This is a genomic window from Alteromonas sp. DYW1 (assembly GCF_059752595.1).
In genome coordinates, this window is the sequence record NZ_CM186038.1 from 3,726,329 (window position 1) to 3,743,807 (window position 17,479).

12 protein-coding genes are annotated in these 17,479 nt (G+C 39.8%); 1 reads left to right on the top strand and 11 read right to left on the bottom strand.

Annotation, left to right across the window (positions count from 1 at the left end; genetic code table 11):
* Positions 1-44: 44 nt before the first annotated feature.
* The 11 genes from AC121Z_RS16950 to AC121Z_RS17000 form a co-directional block, all read right to left on the bottom strand.
* Complete coding sequence (locus AC121Z_RS16950; protein ID WP_498125508.1) at positions 45-1,886, bottom strand: hypothetical protein; 1,842 nt, start codon at positions 1,884-1,886, stop codon at positions 45-47.
* Positions 1,886-4,300 (bottom strand): AAA family ATPase, encoded by a 2,415-nt coding sequence (locus AC121Z_RS16955; RefSeq protein WP_498125509.1) that lies wholly within the window; start codon positions 4,298-4,300, stop codon positions 1,886-1,888. Before AC121Z_RS16955 ends, AC121Z_RS16950 begins: the two co-directional genes overlap by 1 nt.
* Positions 4,300-5,793, bottom strand: a complete 1,494-nt coding sequence (locus AC121Z_RS16960; RefSeq protein WP_498125510.1) for a hypothetical protein — start codon at positions 5,791-5,793, stop codon at positions 4,300-4,302. Before AC121Z_RS16960 ends, AC121Z_RS16955 begins: the two co-directional genes overlap by 1 nt.
* Positions 5,790-9,068 (bottom strand): DEAD/DEAH box helicase, encoded by a 3,279-nt coding sequence (locus AC121Z_RS16965; protein WP_498125511.1) that lies wholly within the window; start codon positions 9,066-9,068, stop codon positions 5,790-5,792. Before AC121Z_RS16965 ends, AC121Z_RS16960 begins: the two co-directional genes overlap by 4 nt.
* Before the next feature lie 4 nt (positions 9,069-9,072).
* Positions 9,073-10,533: a protein kinase domain-containing protein gene (locus AC121Z_RS16970; protein WP_498125512.1), complete on the bottom strand. Its 1,461-nt coding sequence runs from the start codon at positions 10,531-10,533 to the stop codon at positions 9,073-9,075.
* Between the two features lie 26 nt (positions 10,534-10,559).
* Positions 10,560-11,249, bottom strand: coding sequence for a PP2C family serine/threonine-protein phosphatase (locus AC121Z_RS16975; RefSeq protein WP_498125513.1), 690 nt, complete (start codon positions 11,247-11,249; stop codon positions 10,560-10,562).
* Positions 11,243-11,935 (bottom strand): vWA domain-containing protein, encoded by a 693-nt coding sequence (locus tag AC121Z_RS16980; protein ID WP_498125514.1) that lies wholly within the window; start codon positions 11,933-11,935, stop codon positions 11,243-11,245. The genes AC121Z_RS16975 and AC121Z_RS16980 overlap by 7 nt, the downstream gene beginning before the upstream one ends.
* Positions 11,936-11,981: 46 nt before the next feature.
* Entirely contained in the window at positions 11,982-12,317 is a 336-nt protein-coding gene (locus tag AC121Z_RS16985; RefSeq protein ID WP_498125515.1) for a hypothetical protein, read from the bottom strand.
* An 83-nt stretch (positions 12,318-12,400) separates the two neighbouring features.
* On the bottom strand, positions 12,401-13,903 hold the full coding sequence (locus tag AC121Z_RS16990; RefSeq protein ID WP_498125516.1) for a sigma-54 interaction domain-containing protein: 1,503 nt from the start codon (positions 13,901-13,903) through the stop codon (positions 12,401-12,403).
* A gap of 286 nt (positions 13,904-14,189) precedes the next feature.
* Positions 14,190-16,268 (bottom strand): vWA domain-containing protein, encoded by a 2,079-nt coding sequence (locus tag AC121Z_RS16995; protein ID WP_498125517.1) that lies wholly within the window; start codon positions 16,266-16,268, stop codon positions 14,190-14,192.
* Positions 16,261-16,671: a MerR family transcriptional regulator gene (locus AC121Z_RS17000; protein ID WP_498125518.1), complete on the bottom strand. Its 411-nt coding sequence runs from the start codon at positions 16,669-16,671 to the stop codon at positions 16,261-16,263. The genes AC121Z_RS16995 and AC121Z_RS17000 overlap by 8 nt, the downstream gene beginning before the upstream one ends.
* A 149-nt stretch (positions 16,672-16,820) precedes the next feature.
* Between AC121Z_RS17000 and AC121Z_RS17005 the strand changes: the two genes are divergently transcribed.
* A complete protein-coding gene (locus AC121Z_RS17005; RefSeq protein ID WP_498125519.1) occupies positions 16,821-17,468 on the top strand; it encodes a hypothetical protein in 648 nt (215 codons plus the stop codon).
* The last annotated feature ends 11 nt before the right edge of the window (positions 17,469-17,479 follow it).

Here is a 17,479-nt window from a genome sequence, read left to right on the forward strand (position 1 = left end):
ACTTGAATTCGTAAAGAATCTTATTTAAGAGTAATTAATTTTATCTATACATTTACTAAAAGGCTAAATCTGCCTGTACGCGTAAAGTCATTTAGCATGTCACTATCAACAACCTTATTTGGTACGACTTTTAATACTTTATTGCCATCTGCTTGTCGGTTAATCTCCCATAGGTGATTACAGCTGGATTTTCGAATTGCAAAGCAATTGTCATCTCTAGAAATCCATTGGTTTTCATCAGCTTTTACACCACAGCAAGGGCAGAACAACAGCTCTTCAAAACTTTCTGCTGCCTCAGTAACTGCATCAACAGCCTGAGCGATAGAAACATCCTGCTTGTGTTCTTTTTTAAATTCTAATAACTGAGGTTTAATAGCTAGGCATGGCTTTATTATGGTGACGCTATTATTTTCAAGCTTCCAATAGCCATTTTTATTCATTTGGTTTAACGTTTTTAAAAGCAGTGATGGAGCTTTAGATACTGTAATTCCAATAGTTTTCAATGTTTGACTGATTAACCACTTCGAAATCAAAACAGCTAGTTGTTCTAATGAATAAAAATTGGTTGGTGCGGCGCAAAGATGTTTTTCATTCATTTCTACGGCTGAACCTAAAGAAAGCAATATCCTGTGACTGTTTTCCATCAACTCTGTGTCTGAGAGGTCAATACTATTAGTGAAACACGGAATAAAAAATAAACTACGCTCAGGTGTTCTTAATACGATTTCAGAGCCAGATGTAACCTCAAGATCAATAGTCTGGTTTCCGTTTCTTTTAAAGCGGTTTGATGGTAACTCTTTAAAACCAAGTTCATACAACGTTCGTTTCACCAAGTCACAACAATATTGTGTATATGCAACTGCAACCTTCTTATTTCGTTGAAATATTTGTTCAGGTTCGAGATTATCAGCTTGCTGGGTATCCAACCAACTGTTCCATAACCTTGCTACATGACGATAATGCTGGTCATGTGACAAAACGTTGGTCATATTTAACTTAAGTGGGACATGAATATTATGAGTTAACGTTAGGTACAAACCTGAATGTTGTAATGTTCTTACTTTTTTCAACATCTTCGTTAACAGTTCAAGTGTTGCTATTCCTTGTATTGCGGCATCATCCCCCTGATCATCATCAGAAAAGCCTTCTCCCCACAAGGTAAAGATACTCTCCCGTAACTCGAAATAAATACCTTCCGCATTTTGAAAGCTCACTGCTTGCTTGAATAATTCTTCTAATTTTTTAACTTCTAAAATGCGCTTAATTAGATATTGCTCAATATTACCCAGTAATTTCACATAGACTCGATTTTCATAAATATTGAGCTGGTCTTCACTTTCTAAAGCGAGGATTTGCTTAGGGATCACACCAGTTAATGTCCTGGTTTGCCAACACTCTGAATGAGAAGCTAGGTGAGCATTGGCAGAGCCTGCTACTTTTTTAGCTCTGGATACTGGAACAAGATGCTCTTCATAAATTAACTCCATTCTAGGCCGTCTGGCAATTTCTTGGAGATGACCTTTTTTTAGAACATCGAATAGTAATTCCTCAAATTTAGTTAACTCAAAGCGAGCAAGTAATTTATCTGGTATAAGAAAAGAGCTATCTTTCCCCAAATCAACCGCTTCTTGATATGCGAGTATTGCACTCTCGATAATTTCTAGTTCCGCCTCAAGTTTTCCTGACTTTTCATTATGTATAAATGAGCCTACCTGAGATCCAATGTGAAACCTTTCAGTTCCATCACAAATAAGAAAATCATCTGGCTGAATATTTGAATGTCCATTAAAAATGCACGATTCCTGAGCCGCATATCTTCCAGGCACAATATTTTTAGGAAGCTGTTCTACTAACTTCCCGTTAAATCTGTCATACCAAGTAATCATTAAAGACTATTCTTTTTCTTCAATTCATTATTTAAGAGTTTCAAGCTCGCTTCAGGTTTGGAATTAAAGCCCTGGGTACGCCAAAACTCGTTTAATGCATCAATAAGGTTTGAAATATCTTCATGCTCAGTGTCATAACGGCCAGTCGCTTTACCCGCCCTTAACACCTTAGTTGCTAACATATGATCCAAGGCGAAACCCAAATCACTGCCACACTCAAGCATCACTGGTATGAATCTAATCATGTGCCTTTCTAGTCGATTGCCCCAACTAACATTGAATTCTTCCTCTAGAATCATTGAAAGCTCAGAACTATCTAATGCTTTAATAAGTTTAGTGACTTGAGAATTATGTTTGTTAGCTGCCGCTTCAAATGCTGCCTCAAGTGAATCAAAACTGTAAGTCACTTGCTCAAGATTTTTGTTGATTTCAAACGAAATCTTATGCCTTGGAAGCTCCATTACATGGGCACGGTCATAAGTTTTATCAGCAAACTCAAACGTTGTTTCATCGTGGTTAGCTGTGCCAACAAACCAAAGGTTTTCGGGTATTTTAATTTTTCTTCCATCAATTAACTTTTCAGGCCCATTAGGTTGTCCTGTTGTCATCAACGTAAGAATGCGGTCTTTGGGATCTAATTCTAAAGCTGATAAAAACTCTGCAAAATATTGTTCTGGTCTGGAAAGATTCATTTCATCTAGTAAAACGATGTATGGACGATCACTGTATGCTGGAGATTGCGCTTCATATAAAGCTTGCAAAGTTTCTTGCTCGTAAAACTTCTTCTCGAACGCATTAAAATGACCAATTAAATCTCCTTTATCACGCCAACCAGCTTGAACAGATATGGTTTTCACACCACCACCAACAGCTCTTGCAAATGCTTTTGCTAAGCTTGTTTTACCTGTGCCGCTGATCCCTTGTAGGATATGTAAACGGCTCATCGCAAGGCCAGCAATAAACAGCCAAATATCTTCAAGGCGATAGAACAATTCTTTCTGTTCATGAGAGTCCCAAGCAATACGATGCTGAAGCTCCACTGCAAAGTTTCTTAATGACGGAATAGACTCTGTTATCCCTTTAGCTCTCAGTTTGCTATCAAGCTCTAAAAGAGCTGGGAATGCGGTTTTAGCTTGTTGCTTATTAACGAGATCATCAACATCAGCGCTCAACTGGTCAACCGCGGCCTTTAACAATTGATTGTGTTTTTCCAAAGTTTGCTTCTGTTTTTGAACGTGCTCTAACTCAATAACGGACATTCTACTTTTTGTAAGCTGCACTTTATTTTGCTGTAGCTCTGCATGAGCATTATTGTATTCTTGCTCTAATGCCTCGTAAGTCTTCTTTAGCTCTTTGAAATTTTGTTCAAGCTGTTCACTAGGCTTCTCATCTAACTGTAAACGCAGTTTGTTTACCGCTTGTTTGTAGTGATTAAGTTGCTCTAAAACCTCTTGCGGCGAAGCGTCACCAAATTGTCTCTCTAAGTCCTTAAACGAACTCAACTTTGCAAGTAACTGCTTTTCACCTTGGTCATACTGAGCAATTTGTTTTTCAAGGCTAGCTTTCTGGTTTTCAAGTGAAGATATCTGATAGGTAAACTCTTTCTCAATTTCATTTTTAAGTGAAATTTTATAACTACTCGCTTCTTCATTAGTTAACTGAGCTTGCTTACGCTTTCTCTCAATTTGTTTTTTTTCTTGATTTAATTGGAACTCTTTTTCTTCTAATTCTGCTTCTTTAGAAAATAACTCTTGTAGCTTTTCTTCAAGCAAGGCTTTTTCCGCTTCATTCAACGATTGTTTAGCCATAGTTAGCTCATGTACTTCTTTTTCAAGATTTGATTTTTTTTGTTCCAATGATTCGAGAAGCTTATTTTGTTTTTCCTCAAATGAATCCAGCATTTCCATGTGTTTTGCTGCAAAACCACTTTGAGCATCAAGTTCTTTCTCTTTAAGCTCTTCGAGTTTGTTGGCAATTTCAGCTCTTTCTTGAGCATTCTTCTTTTTGTTAGCTAAAAGCTCTTTGGATTCCCTATCTATTTCTTTTCTTTCTGACTCAATTTTCTTTTTAAGCTCGTCTACTGACTCTTCTAATTGCTTTGTTCTTGATAAGCTTTGTTTATTCTCCGATTCAAGCTTTCTGTTTTGCTCTACCAGCTTTTTCAGCTCACCAACCAGAGTTTGAATATCATCACCGTAAGACTCAGCAGCTTCTCTTTTTTGTTCTTCACTCGCAGCATCATGTGAAGTTTTTGCTAGCTTAAGTTTTTCTGCCAGTGTGCCAAAACCAGATTCACTATGACCTTCTACCAAGTTATCAACGGAAGCTAATGCGCTCCCTATTTTATCTGATGCTGAATTTGATAAGTTATTAGCCTTCGGCTGGGGCGTCCTTGATTTGTTACGTTTCGCCATTATTTTCTCCCTAATACTTTGTCTAAAGCTTTTAATAATTCATCTACTGAATAGAAGTGTTTTTGAACCTCTTCTTTAGTTAAAACTTCGCCACTTGCGTGACTGGCTTTTTGGTTTCTATCATCTGCAAGCCGAATTGCATCGTCTAACCAGTTAGGCAGTTGCATTGATAATTGTTCCATAACCTTTGGAAACGTTAATAACATCGCGGCTAGCATCGGCTTTAATGATTGATTGCCTCTTGTCATTGCTGACTGAACATTGCCCCCTCTAACGGTTGCTAACCTTTTCGCGGCATAGGCACTAACGCCGCTAACTCCTAAGTAAATTTGCTCAATAAGTCTTTTGTCATGCTGAAAAACAGGTCTATTTCCGTTCCACCGCATAACTAAAATTTCCCAGTCATTGTTGGCTTCATTAGGCTTCATAAAGGTTTTCAACCAAGCTTCGATTATTTTTTGCAACTCACTTAACAACCCTTCCAAGACTTCTGGCCTAGGCGTTTTCAATTGTTCAACCTGGTTCTTAAACCTCAGTGTTGCTAATACATGCTTTTCTATCAGTGAATATTCCTGAACCCAAGGATAGTTTGATAACAACTCTACTTTTGCCTGCTCCTCAAATAGCTGTTCTTGTTGCTTATAATTGAGCGTATGTTCATCTTCAGCGATACCCATTACCTCATTAACTCTAGAAGCAAAGTGTTTATTTGAATCTAACAACTGCTCGGCAACATCATTTAGCTCTGGAAGGGTTTCCGTTAGTCCCGTTGGGTCAGATAAATACCATGAGCGCTCACCAGAAATTGTTGAAAATAGCTTTGTGTGGATAAACGCTGCGATAGGTTCAGGTTCAATAAACTCAATTGAGTACGTAACTTCTAGCGCATCGTCAGATATATAAAAGTCAGCTTGCTTTAACTGGTTCAATACTCTGCGATATGCTCTTAAGCTGGTGTTCATTTGCTCTGAGGATGGCGCTTGTGGCTTAACGGTATTGGTAATCAATAAAGGCATTATCAACTTACCTGAGCCTTTACTTCGAACAAATTGTGGAAAGCGCTCAGTGAAGTCCATGCTTCCTATGTGCGGTAATGACGAGAGCACTCTCGGCATCAACTTTCCCGTTGTTGCATCTTGAAGTATGTAATAACTTGTTTTCTCGTTTGAAGACTCTTCTATACCCAAAAGTAACTGCTTGGCTTTGTCGGTATGGTTCCAACCGTCAAGGTAACCATCATTAGTTAACTGAGCTAATACGTACCTGATAAGCTCTTTATCTAAATTGCTATATCGGCATAATTTTTCGTTGTCACGACACCCTGCCAAAACAAGCTTTAACACCAACAGCTGAAAAATATTCAAGCTTGGCTCACTTTTAGGTGCAGCGACACGCCATAAATAAAACGGCCAAAAGATATCTTTTTCATTCTGGTATCGATTCAGCTTACTTTTTAAATAGCAAACATCCTGAATATCTCTGTGTGTAATCATGAATTCACCTCACAGAGTTCGTGAATAAATGCCCATACTTGAGGAATGGCTTTTTCGGCGGACTCGCCAGAAAACATCGCTTTATCACCAACAACTTTAATTAAATTCTTAGCTCGACTAAACGCCACATTTAAACGGTTTGGTGTGCGAATGAAGCCGTATTTTTTTCGGTATGCATTTTCATCTGATGCCGTAATGTTATTTGAACGCACTGTTGATAGGATCACCACATCAAACTCTTTTCCTTGAAATGCATCAACAGAGCCAACTCGAATTTTTTCTTTCCCTTCATCAGTAGTTTTATAGCCAGGCAAATACTCCCAGCCATCTTTAGTCTGTTGGCAGATACCTACTTTTGCGAGCTTGCTGAGAATTAACTCTCGCTGGGCCGCAAAGAAGGTAATCACTCCCACACTAAGATGAGGATTTTCCGCTAAAAGCTCTTGCACTTCGCTAACCACTTTTTGCGCTTCGCAATCGCGCAGCCAACTGGTTCCAGAACGCTGCTCTTTGCCTGACAATAATGGCACGTCAATCCATTCGGCTACTTTCCCTCTATACTTCGCAATACCGAGATCGAAATGATCTTTACTTAAGCCTGCTTCAAGTTTTGGCTCTCCTTCAGATTCATAAAACCATCGACTAACAAATCCGCCGATATCTGGATGCATCCTAAACTGGGTATCGAGCATCACAGTTCGTTGAATCCCATCTTTGGCTTGGCGAGCTTTTAATTGCGTATATAGTCGCTCAAAAAGACTCATTTTGATTGCTTTAGCAGTCTCTTGTTGCAAGTCACCTGCTTCAATCATTTCTTTTTCGATATTGGGTTCTAACATTTGCGGTAGCTGGAAGTGATCTCCAACCAATACGATGCGCTTCGCTGCCAGTGCCATTGGAATAAACAAATCAAGCGGGTTTGCTCTGGCAGCTTCATCCACAATGACCGTATCGAAGGTAAAATCTCCAACGACTTCATCCAAAGAAGCATTAATTTGTTCTTTATACTTTACAACCTGTTGACCCACAGAGCGTTGACACGATGCACCAATTGAAGTGGTGTAGTCTCTAACACTTTTTGCAAGGTAATCCGGTTGATACTTGATTAAGTCTAAATACTCCTCGATAACATCAGGTATTCCAGCAGCACAATTCATTGCATGCTTAGCGATAACTTCATTCAATTGATGGAGCGTTGATATTTCTTCTTTTGAAAGCTCAACTTGTAAGGACTTAGGTCGGTAATCAGGGATTAAATCATCTAGTAAATTATTTTTGATTTTTCTGATTTTTTCAAAGTCTTCAGCACTGAGAGTCAGCTTATCGATAATTTCATCAAGAACTTTTACTTCTTCTTCATATCGCCCAGTTCTGCGTAAAGCGGATAGACACTTGAAAGACTGTTCATAGCCATCATCGTCATACGATCGTTCAGAGGTTCGTAAACCTCTAACTTGTCTCAGTAACAAAGGATTAGAAGTTGGGTTGCTCTCATCGACTTGAGTTTCAAACTGTTGTTCAAGTTTTGCTTTTAGGGACTGAGGTATATCAAAACCGTGGTTGATCCTAAGATTATCAATATCCTCTAGAAGACTTTTGATTCGCTCGTGTTTTTGTTTTTTATCTACACGAGAAGCTAGTATAGTCGCAATATCCTTGCGAATGTTTTTTATAATTTTATAACTGCCGTCATTTTGGACTAACTCATTCGCAACTTCAGTTAAATTGCTTGTTTGTTTCTGGCTCCACTGCTCCAATAAATAAGGGGCGCGGGTATTGTCATCCGCTCTAATAGCCGGAATACCAAATGCCTCGGATCTAGCGATTACATTATCCACTGCATCATTTTGATAGCTAGTAAGTAGTATTTGCCCCGTTAAATTGCTTTTATGCTCTTCTGCCAATCTATTTTGCAGCGCACTAATAACTTGAGTTTTCCCCGTACCTGGAGGGCCGAGAATTAAGGCAATATCAGGTGTATTTAAAGCAACATCTAATGCTTCTATCTGCTTTGCTGTTGGCTCACCTTTAAAGGATCTTCTCGCCGCAGCAGTTAACGGCTTTAATTTATTTTTAGCTTGTTTTTGCCTAGAAATACTAAAATTTTGATCTTCAATTAACAGACGTAGGTCTTTCATTGGGTTCAAAAATCCTGCAATTGAATCCCTTGCTTGCTCGCGTCGTTGCATTTGCACAATTGAGCCACTAATCGACAAATAAATAACACCTTTTTCTTCAGGCTTTCCGTAAGAGTTTAAGTTGAGCGTTATATACTGGTTAGTATACCCCGAGAATTGAGCAGCTATACTCTCTACCGTCTCATCCTTTTCAAGCCCTATATCACCAATATTATTCTCTAACCAGCTAGGCAAGCGCTTGTTGATCTCTAATGTATGGTTAGGCTCTTCTCTTAAAATTGCGGCTAGTTGTTTAACTTTCTCAATATCTTTTTCTTGGAAATAAAACTTCCACTTCACACCATCAACTGAGTCTTCTTTATCGATTTTGATATAACGAACAAAGCCAGCGTTATTGGCGAGTTCTACCGCTTTTTCTTTAACTTTTTGGTTATATTGGTTCCATAAGTTTATGTATGTTGAATTATCTCGATTTAACTCCTCAAGCTTTTGCTTCACTAAAGGGTCTTGAATTCGAGCTGCAACCGTATAGTCAACAAACGATAGTTCACAATCTATAGAACTCAAATCGAACTTTACTTTACGGCGCAATTTCTTAACCGATTTCGCCCACATCCTTTGCTCTGGAGTATATTGCACTTCAAGCAAACTCGATTTACCGACAATCGTTATCCCTCTATTTTCAGCAAGGCTTGCTTTACTGATCGCTGTTAGCACTCTCGATTGGTTATTAACATCAAGTACAAACTCGCTTTTTAGCCAATCTGTTACGCTATCAATGTCTTTGTTTTTTAGCTTTGCGAGTGTAGCAACTTGCTCAATAATGTTTTCATCTACAGAAACTTGCAGCTCGTGAAAATCCAAATTATTCGGTAAGCAGGGGATCGTTTGAATAAGCACCTTGTTTTCTTTTTTAGAAATCGGAATCCAAATAAAGTGCTCAATGTCACCATAACTATCAAATACTTCAGCGTTAGTAACCTGTGCTAAGAGCTCCCTTTGTTTAATAAACAGCTCGTCATGGATAATGTGAAAAGAGATATCTTGTTCACAATCCAAGGTCGAAATAGCATCCTCTTCAATAGCAACTTCAATAATCTTTTCTTGAGTTAAATGCTTTAGATCTTGTGTTTTCATCAGCCTACCACCTCAACCTAAACAAGTTAGCTATTTGCGGCTCAGTGGTCTCGACAATTGGCTTAATGACTAGCCATTGATTAGCTCTTGTGGAAGCCGATATTGGTGTTTTCGAGTTGAACGTTTGAAGTTTGTTTTTACCTATCCCCATCTCAAAAGATTTAACACCTATTGGCGTGATCTCTAAACCCTCTTTGGAAAAGCTTATCGACAGTAGCTCTTGTGATTCAGACCAGTACATAGAGCCAGGGCAAGAGTTTTTGATTACGATGGTTTCTCCAATATTAAGCGTTTGATGATACCCCGTATCAACGTATGTATCATTTAGCGTTGTATTAGGTAGCTCTAGAATTGATAAGTCTTGGAGGTTATTACGAATATACAAGACTTGGCTGTTGTTCATTGAAGTACCACAGAAAGGGCACTCTAAATGACCGTCACTCACCAAGAAGTTAAAAGAAGCATTACATTCTTTGTTTTGGCACTTCACTAGCATATGCGCAAGCCGTTCAAAGACTTCCGCCCATTCACTTAAACTCGGTCTGGCTAGCGGATCGTTTTTACCCGCGTTAAAGCATTGCTCAAATAAATTACAAAGAGGCTTTAGCGCTACCAGCTCTAATGGAATGCCTTTGGGGCTATCTTGATCTAACGCATTTGCATGATCAGTTGGGTGGTATATCCAAGGTAACTCACCCGCAAACGCTTGCTCTTCGTCTTCAGGAGTACCATTTTCAACAGCTTCACCAATAAATGGATGATTAGTTGTTAATAGCTTCATCGCGACGATTGCAAAGCTCCATGCGTCCGTTAACGAGGAAACAAAGCTTTCGCCATTAACAACTTCTGGTGCACCAAAACCTGGGCTAAAAATGCGACCTGGCTTGCCTTCATCTACCAAAGAGTCAAAACTTTCACGTTGATTGACACAAATGTTGTCACAGTCAATCAACCACACTTCAGAGTAATCAGGGTTTTCTGAAACAAAAATGTTAGCCGGAGATAAGTCACCGTACGCTAAACCTCTTGCATGAAGATCTGACAGTATTCTGGCAAGCTTTGCCAAAATAGTCATTCGACGTTTTAAGCCCCCCGTTGATAAGTAATGCGCTGGTGAACCTTCCGCCGCAATTAACTCTTCAGTTTCATTCATTAACGATTCTAGAGGAATTAGTCCGTCCATCAGTTCCATGGCGTAACCAAAGTTATTCCCTTTCATAGCAATGCGCGAGAATGGTTTAGCAATGTTTAATTGCTCTAAAGGTTGCCTCATTAACCAATGAACATGCTCAAGCCACTTTCTTTTTTTCTCTTTATCTCGCTGCGTGCTCATTTTAACCAGCACGTTATCAATCTGAGTTGTACAAACAACTCCTTGACCACCTTGTCCAATCTTTTTAACTAACTCAAACTCTTGACCAAAGGTGTCGGTTACAATGCGCTTTTTTGTTTGTTCTCTTGTCATTTGTTTATAACCTTTGTTTTGCACAGTCAGCTCAAAACCAATACTGCGATGGTTTTATCATCCGTGTGATTCGGTGTACCCCAGTTCCTAAATTCGTTTTTTAACCAAGCTTTAGCCTGCCTAATACTCTTGCCCTTAGTGCTTTCAACAATCGAATTTGCAAAGTCCAGCTCCATTCCTTGGTGCAGATCTTCACTAATGCCGTCGGTCATAAGCGCAATTACATCACCTACACTCAATTGCTGCTTCGTTACCTGCCAGTCTGAATACTGTTTAGATTTACCTAAACCTGTAGTGATGTTGCCAAAATCATTTGTATCCGAATTCTCAATTGTCTGTTGCGATGTTAAAATTAAACCGTCGCCTAACTGAAACGTTCTTAGTTCTCCTCTATTAGAAACCCAAGCAATTAAACAAGTTGTCACTGCATCACTGGCTTTGATATCGCCAAGAGAGTTCAACCACTTTTGGTAAACCCGTTTGATCAGCGCTTTACTTTCAATACTGAAATCAACCGTCTTAATCACGTCAAATGCAGCTCGACATGCTTGTCTTGATCCCACATCAGAATCAGGCTTAGATCCCATGCCATCACAAACAACGGCGAGCCAACCGCTTGGCACCCTTTTTACTAGCACCGAATCTTGATTGGGCTGACCATTAAGTAAATGACTAGGCCCAATGACTGAAACACTTAGGTGACGAATACTTACCATTGACCTTCTAAATCTAGGCCTAAGTCGTCGTCATCGTTGTCTAACTCATCAAAGTTAATTGGTGCGAGTTCGTTAGGAGTTCTGCTTTGAGAGCGAGCTGTTACGCTCATGGTGACCGCTCTAAAGAAACGGTGAATATCTCTGGCTTCATTAGCTTTAAACACTGGCGCTTCTAAATCATTGTTAAATGCTTCAAGTACATCGATATTAGCTTCAGCCCCTATTGCCATTGCAAAACGGCTGGCTTTTTGACCGCGTTCACTCGTGGTTAAACTTTCTAAACCTGCTTGCCAACTGTCGGTTGGAATACCGTCAGAAAGTAAAATTAATACAGGGCGATAATCGCGGGATGTGATTAGTTCTTTATCTTCAAGCAACTCCGTTGCTAATTCAAAGGCATGTCCCATCGGTGTGCGACCAATTGCATCGAGTGGCTGCATAACTTCTATTTCAGATGCTTTAGCAAGTGGTAGATGCATTTCAGCCTTATCACCACCAAAGGTAATTAAACCCACTTGAATTTCAGCTTGTCGTGCTGATTCTTGTTTGAATGTAGAAACCATGTTCTGAACAGCTTCATTAAGCGCGGCGATCTTTCCATCTACCGACATACTGCCACTGGTATCAGCTAGAATAATGACAGGGAGAGCTCTGGCTTTTGCTACTGCGAATTTTTTTAAACTCATTTTCTATCCTTTTAATTTTGATTGATTCACTTCGATCACCTACAAATTAATGTAAGTGTTTGTGGCTGTGCTTGAATGGACGGATCTTTCTAAGCGCTTTGTTTCTGAAGGCTGTCAATACTGTTCCATTTGAGGATACAACAAGCTGAATTCCATTCATCTCTTTCAATTCAGGCTCTATAGAGCCATATCTTTCAATTTCTTTTTTGCCAATAACATAATAGCTAGCGCGTCTTGCGTGAATAACACGACCGTATTTGTAAACCAGAATTACCTGCTTTTTAGATATGCCTCTTTGACATTCTCTTGTAAGTGCATGCTGGCTATTTGTTAGCTCAGGAGCAATTAATAGTCGATCTTGTTCTCTTACAATAAAAGTCATAACGTCTTCCTTTCATGATTTGATATTCCTTAAATTGCAGGTCAAGTGCCAAGTTTTAATACGGGACAATTTCAAACATATTATTAGATCTCTATATCCAAAGCTTCAATCCACTTAGTAATCACTTGTTGGCTATTTAAACCGAGCATCTTTGCCGCTTTCGTTTTGTTATTACCAGTAGCCTTCATTGCTGCCACTACGTATTTTTTCTTATATTTTTCAATAAGATGGTAAATATCTACTTGTTGACCGAGTGACAAAACCACCTGAGAATCTTCAGTTTTCGGTGAACGAACGATTAGTGCATTTTTGATATCTACATCGGTAATCTTTTCTTTATCCGACCACAAAAAAGCTCTATTAATTGTGTTCCATAACTCGCGAATGTTGCCGTGCCAAGGTTGTGACTTAATAAATTTTATTCCCTTTTCAGAAATATTCTTACTTTTGTAACCTGGGTATTTGTTTGCGGCCTGATTGAGTTCGTCTACTAATTCCAAAACTAATGGCTCAATATCTTCATGACGTTCTCTAAGAGGTGGGATATGCAATAGGCCAACCGCTAAACGATAGAATAGGTCTTCCCTGAACTCGCCCTGTTCGACAAGTTGCAGTAAATCTTTATGAGTAGCAGCAATGATCCTGACATCAACTGATATCGTTTTTTTATCACCAACTCTGGTGATTTCACCTTGCTGTAAAGCCCGCAACAGCTTTACTTGGACACTTGGCGTTAATTCACCTACCTCATCAAGAAATAGCGTGCCGCCATTGGCTTGTTCAAATAACCCTTCGTGCTTTTCATTCGCACCAGTAAAAGCTCCTTTAACATGTCCAAATAAGATGGAGTCTACTAATGACTCAGGCAATGCTCCGCAGTTTACTGTTTTCAGAGGTTTACCAGCTCTAGGACTCGCCGCATGAATAGCATTAGCAATAACTTCTTTACCCGTTCCCGTCTCGCCTAACACTAAAGCAGGCAACTCTAGTTCAGATTCAGCCACACGTTTTGCTTTAGTGATTAGGCTTTGCATTATTTGTGATTGAGCAATGATATTGTCGAACTGTTTGTGGGATGAGGGTGCTTTAACGGCTTTATCTGCAATGCTTTTTGCAGCAGATTTTACGTAGGCTTGACCAAAATCAACTGGAACATCTACATGTTCTATAGTGTTGTCACGTTTAGACTGAATGAAATACGTGTTGTGTTTACCTTTACCGACAAGGACAGATGCTACACTCATCGCAGGTGTACCTGAAGTAATATTGATATAAAGCTCTTCACTTTCTTCAGATAGCTTAGAAACCCATTTCTCCGTTTCCCTTATAATCGTTGGGTAGTCTGTTGGGCCGTCTATATTGGCTTTGAAGATTGCTACATTGTCGAATGGGCGGCCTGCTTCTTTAAGTTGTTTTACTAACCATTTTTCATAAGGCATCCAATCATTTTCCCAGTCATTGGCAAAAATAAAGACACGATCAAATGGTTTAGGATTTTGTAGCGCTATCGTTGAAATAGCAGCATGTTCATCTTGCTGCATATTTTTGATATCAGTATTACCTATCCATGTATAAAGAGTATTCACGAGCTTTCTATCCACTGTGAAGAACTGGCAAATAAGTAATATTACACAAAGTAATATTACTTACTACTATCAGCGAGACTACTTAGCTTTGTTAAGGTAGCTATGCCTTTTCATCATGGCTCAATGAATCCATAATGGCAATTAAACACATGGAATCGATAGTGATATGCGATTTTGGATAAAAAAGCGGAGTGAATGCGTATGGAGTGCGTTTCTTGAATTCCTAAACAGAACCAATTATGTCGCCACCAAAAACGCCTAACATATGCTCACCCTAAGTGAATTTTTATGAGCACTCAACCGAGTCGTTCTGTAGTTGCCTATAAAAAGTCTCGGTTGACGCTTTTAGCGACTCAGACAGTTTAATTTCCAACCGGTGTACTCGCCTATCAACTCTATCGGTTAAACTTAATTTGAGATAATCATGATTAATGTGAGCAAGTAACATGGCAAAAATAACAAATCGTACCGGCATTGCCTGCTCGTTCGCAAATTCTATGATCGTATCAATCAGAGCATTATTGTTTATCATGCCTCGCAAAGTATCTTCTGACCAACTCGACTCTCGCCACCAGCGGCGGTCCAAATCTTGTAATAAGTTTTGCATTAATGTTTCGAGTGCAGGCTTACTTTTCTGAATTTCAATTACTTCGTCACCACTGGTTTTTCGTAAAAACGCTGGTATATCTAAATACTCCACATCACAGTCGCTTGGTGAAAGGTGATTTGAATACACTGAATGGCATGCATTTACTGTAACCGATGTCGGTGACGTCATCTGTGGAATAACGGTAGGAATAGCTTGGGTTTCCACTCTTGAATTACCGACATCCTGCATCAAAAAACTTGTATACGGGCTTAACATTCCTAATTTTTCAGCAAGGGTAGTGGCTTCAGCCGAAGATAATGAATGAAGGTGCTTTGCTGCTGCAATGTGAACCAGTGCTTTCGCCCACTCTCCTGTTATCTCTTCAGGGTGCCAGTTCGTTTCTTGCTGGTTGTCGATGAGTGTTTGTTTACCAGCTGCCATAACTGGCTGTGACAATTCGGAATACAATATTCTCGGCATGACTGACCAATCTGGTGCACCCTTCCAACTAAGTGATGATGGTTTAGGTATTGACTCGATTATCCTTATCACATTCTCAATAACGCTAGACAGCTCACCATTTGGATTAACAATATGTAGCGTACCGGGAACGGTATTGTGCAACCTTGTTAGCGCATGAGCGTTGACGCTGTAACCTATGCCTATGATGTGAAGATTAGCTTTACGTTGAACACACAGCAGTTCAATTGATGCCACTTCTTCATCACTCATATGCATATTGCCATCGGTAATGAGAAGAAGATGCTTAGGCTGAGTATTTTCTGATAATTGCCACGCTGAATGCAGAAGTGCAGATACAAGCTCTGTACCGCCCATGTTGGCGTCAATAAGACCAATTTCACCCAAGCAAAGACCTCGATCAACTTGTGTCATCTTTCGTGCTGACTTAAACAACGTACTGTGATGTGAGCCAAATGATGTAAGATTAAAGTAGGTGTTTTCACCAACACCTTTTACTACCTGACTCAATGCGCTTCTGCACAATTGAATTGCAGGCCCCATCATCGAACCAGACCTATCTAATACCACATGAAGATGTTTTTCTTCTGATTGATTACTTTGGCTTTGTTCAGCTACTTGAATTGGAAAGCCAAGTGTATAGCTAGAGCCTTCGTAAGATGCGCAGAGTAATCGATTATCAGGCTTTTGATGCCAGGTTATAAAAATATCTCGGTCGAGCTCACCGCTTAAAACACAAGCATCATCGCTTTCTAATACGGAATGCGAACTTGAAGAAATCGTCGCATCACTTGGCAGTGTCGCGTTCATCGCAAATGGGTAGCGCGCGAAAAAGTTGTACTCCGGCTCGATGTCATTTCCCGTTAACCCATAGCGCGGTGCTATCGTAGTTGGTAATCGGTAGGTATAAGCCTGCCCACATTCGGATATTGTCAGCAAACTCGCGATATCCATCTCAATCTTTAGCGACTCGCCTGCATCAAGGTTACCTACGTTTAAACCATAAACACCATCATCCATGGATTCTAAAAGTACTGAACGACGACCTTCCTCTATTGCTTCCTCATGCAAATTGCTCGCGTCTCTCCGCTTCATAACAGTGCTGCTAAAAACATGACCATCCATCTTCACTTCACACCGCAACAATGAACCTTCACGAGGTAACGCAAAGTGATAAAGCGCCTCAATGTTTGAGCGGGTAGCGTTCTCTACCTTGAGTGAATATTTGGTCAGCGCCATAGGCCCATTAAATTTGACATCAATAGTGGCAGATAAATGCAACTTGGGTTCAATCATGAGACGCTCCGTGGAGTTTATTGAGGCATGAAATGACGTCGCTGGCTAACTGACGAATCTGAGCATCATTTAGCGAACATTGGCTCCTGTCTATATCAAGCGAAACACCATTAGCAATGCAAATCCGCGAGACAAGTGACACGCTACCTATCTGCTCTCGATTTTCTGGTACGTCACTTTCCTCGTTCGAAAAATTAAGTAGTTGTGCAATTCGTTTTAGATTTAATCCAGCATCTTTGTACTGCCTGATTTTAAGTAACTGCTCAACATGTTGCTGTGTGTAGCTCGGTGTTTTGCGTGCACCGAAGGGCGCTTCAACTAACCCTTGCTGGATGTAAAAGCGGATAGTGCGCCGCGCAAACCCCGTTAACTCTTCTAATTGCTCAATGCTGTAGTCAGACATTTCAAAACACTTTTATTTGACAGTCATTATGTTATATACACTGTCTTATAAACTGTCAAATAAAAACCGAAATAATTAACAAGGAAAGAGATTAAATGGCGAGAGGTACAAACTCTTGCTACGCTTTTTTCGACAGTAACGGAGGACTTATGGATTACAAAACGCTTAAAACAAAACAGAGGGAAATCCGCGACTCATTTCCAGAATCGCTAGGCCTTAGAGTACACAGAGCACTCTCTTGGCTAGATAAATCAGAACAGTGTGGCGATGACTTAGATAGTCAGTTTATATTCTTATGGATTTCATTTAATGCCGCCTACGCACAAGACTTGGAATTTACTGTTCGAGGAAGTGAGACAACCAGTTTCTCCAAGTTCATTGCAAAACTCGTTGAGCTAGACACAGATAACGCCCTGTACAATCTGGTCTGGCAGCAATTTACATCCAGTATCCGTTTGCTACTGTCTAACCAATTTGTTTATCAACCTTTCTGGGACCATGTAAGCGGCAAAATAAGTGAGGAAGAGTGGAAAACCAGTTTCGAGAATGCAAATAGTGCCGCGAATAAGGCGCTCGGTGAGCAAAATACCACTCGGCTTTTATCAATTGTTTTGCAACGTATGTATACACTGAGAAACCAATTGGTGCATGGTGGTGCAACCTGGAAGAGCTCAGCGAATAGACAACAAATTAAAGATGGTGCTGCTTTTCTCGGCAAGCTGGTGCCTGTGATTATCAATACGATGATGGATAATCCAAACACACTTTGGGGTGATCCGCTTTATCCCGTTGTCTGATATTCTACAAA

What these genes read in the sequence shown, in the direction of transcription:
- AC121Z_RS16995 (WP_498125517.1), bottom strand. Translation starts at nt 16,268, where the DNA reads ATGATTGAACCCAAGTTGCATTTATCTGCCACTATTGATGTCAAATTT.
- AC121Z_RS17005 (WP_498125519.1), top strand. Translation starts at nt 16,821, where the DNA reads ATGGATTACAAAACGCTTAAAACAAAACAGAGGGAAATCCGCGACTCA.
- AC121Z_RS16975 (WP_498125513.1), bottom strand. Translation starts at nt 11,249, where the DNA reads ATGGTAAGTATTCGTCACCTAAGTGTTTCAGTCATTGGGCCTAGTCAT.
- AC121Z_RS16965 (WP_498125511.1), bottom strand. Translation starts at nt 9,068, where the DNA reads ATGAAAACACAAGATCTAAAGCATTTAACTCAAGAAAAGATTATTGAA.
- AC121Z_RS16985 (WP_498125515.1), bottom strand. Translation starts at nt 12,317, where the DNA reads ATGACTTTTATTGTAAGAGAACAAGATCGACTATTAATTGCTCCTGAG.
- AC121Z_RS16950 (WP_498125508.1), bottom strand. Translation starts at nt 1,886, where the DNA reads ATGATTACTTGGTATGACAGATTTAACGGGAAGTTAGTAGAACAGCTT.
- AC121Z_RS16960 (WP_498125510.1), bottom strand. Translation starts at nt 5,793, where the DNA reads ATGATTACACACAGAGATATTCAGGATGTTTGCTATTTAAAAAGTAAG.
- AC121Z_RS16955 (WP_498125509.1), bottom strand. Translation starts at nt 4,300, where the DNA reads ATGGCGAAACGTAACAAATCAAGGACGCCCCAGCCGAAGGCTAATAAC.
- AC121Z_RS17000 (WP_498125518.1), bottom strand. Translation starts at nt 16,671, where the DNA reads ATGTCTGACTACAGCATTGAGCAATTAGAAGAGTTAACGGGGTTTGCG.
- AC121Z_RS16970 (WP_498125512.1), bottom strand. Translation starts at nt 10,533, where the DNA reads ATGACAAGAGAACAAACAAAAAAGCGCATTGTAACCGACACCTTTGGT.
- AC121Z_RS16980 (WP_498125514.1), bottom strand. Translation starts at nt 11,935, where the DNA reads ATGAGTTTAAAAAAATTCGCAGTAGCAAAAGCCAGAGCTCTCCCTGTC.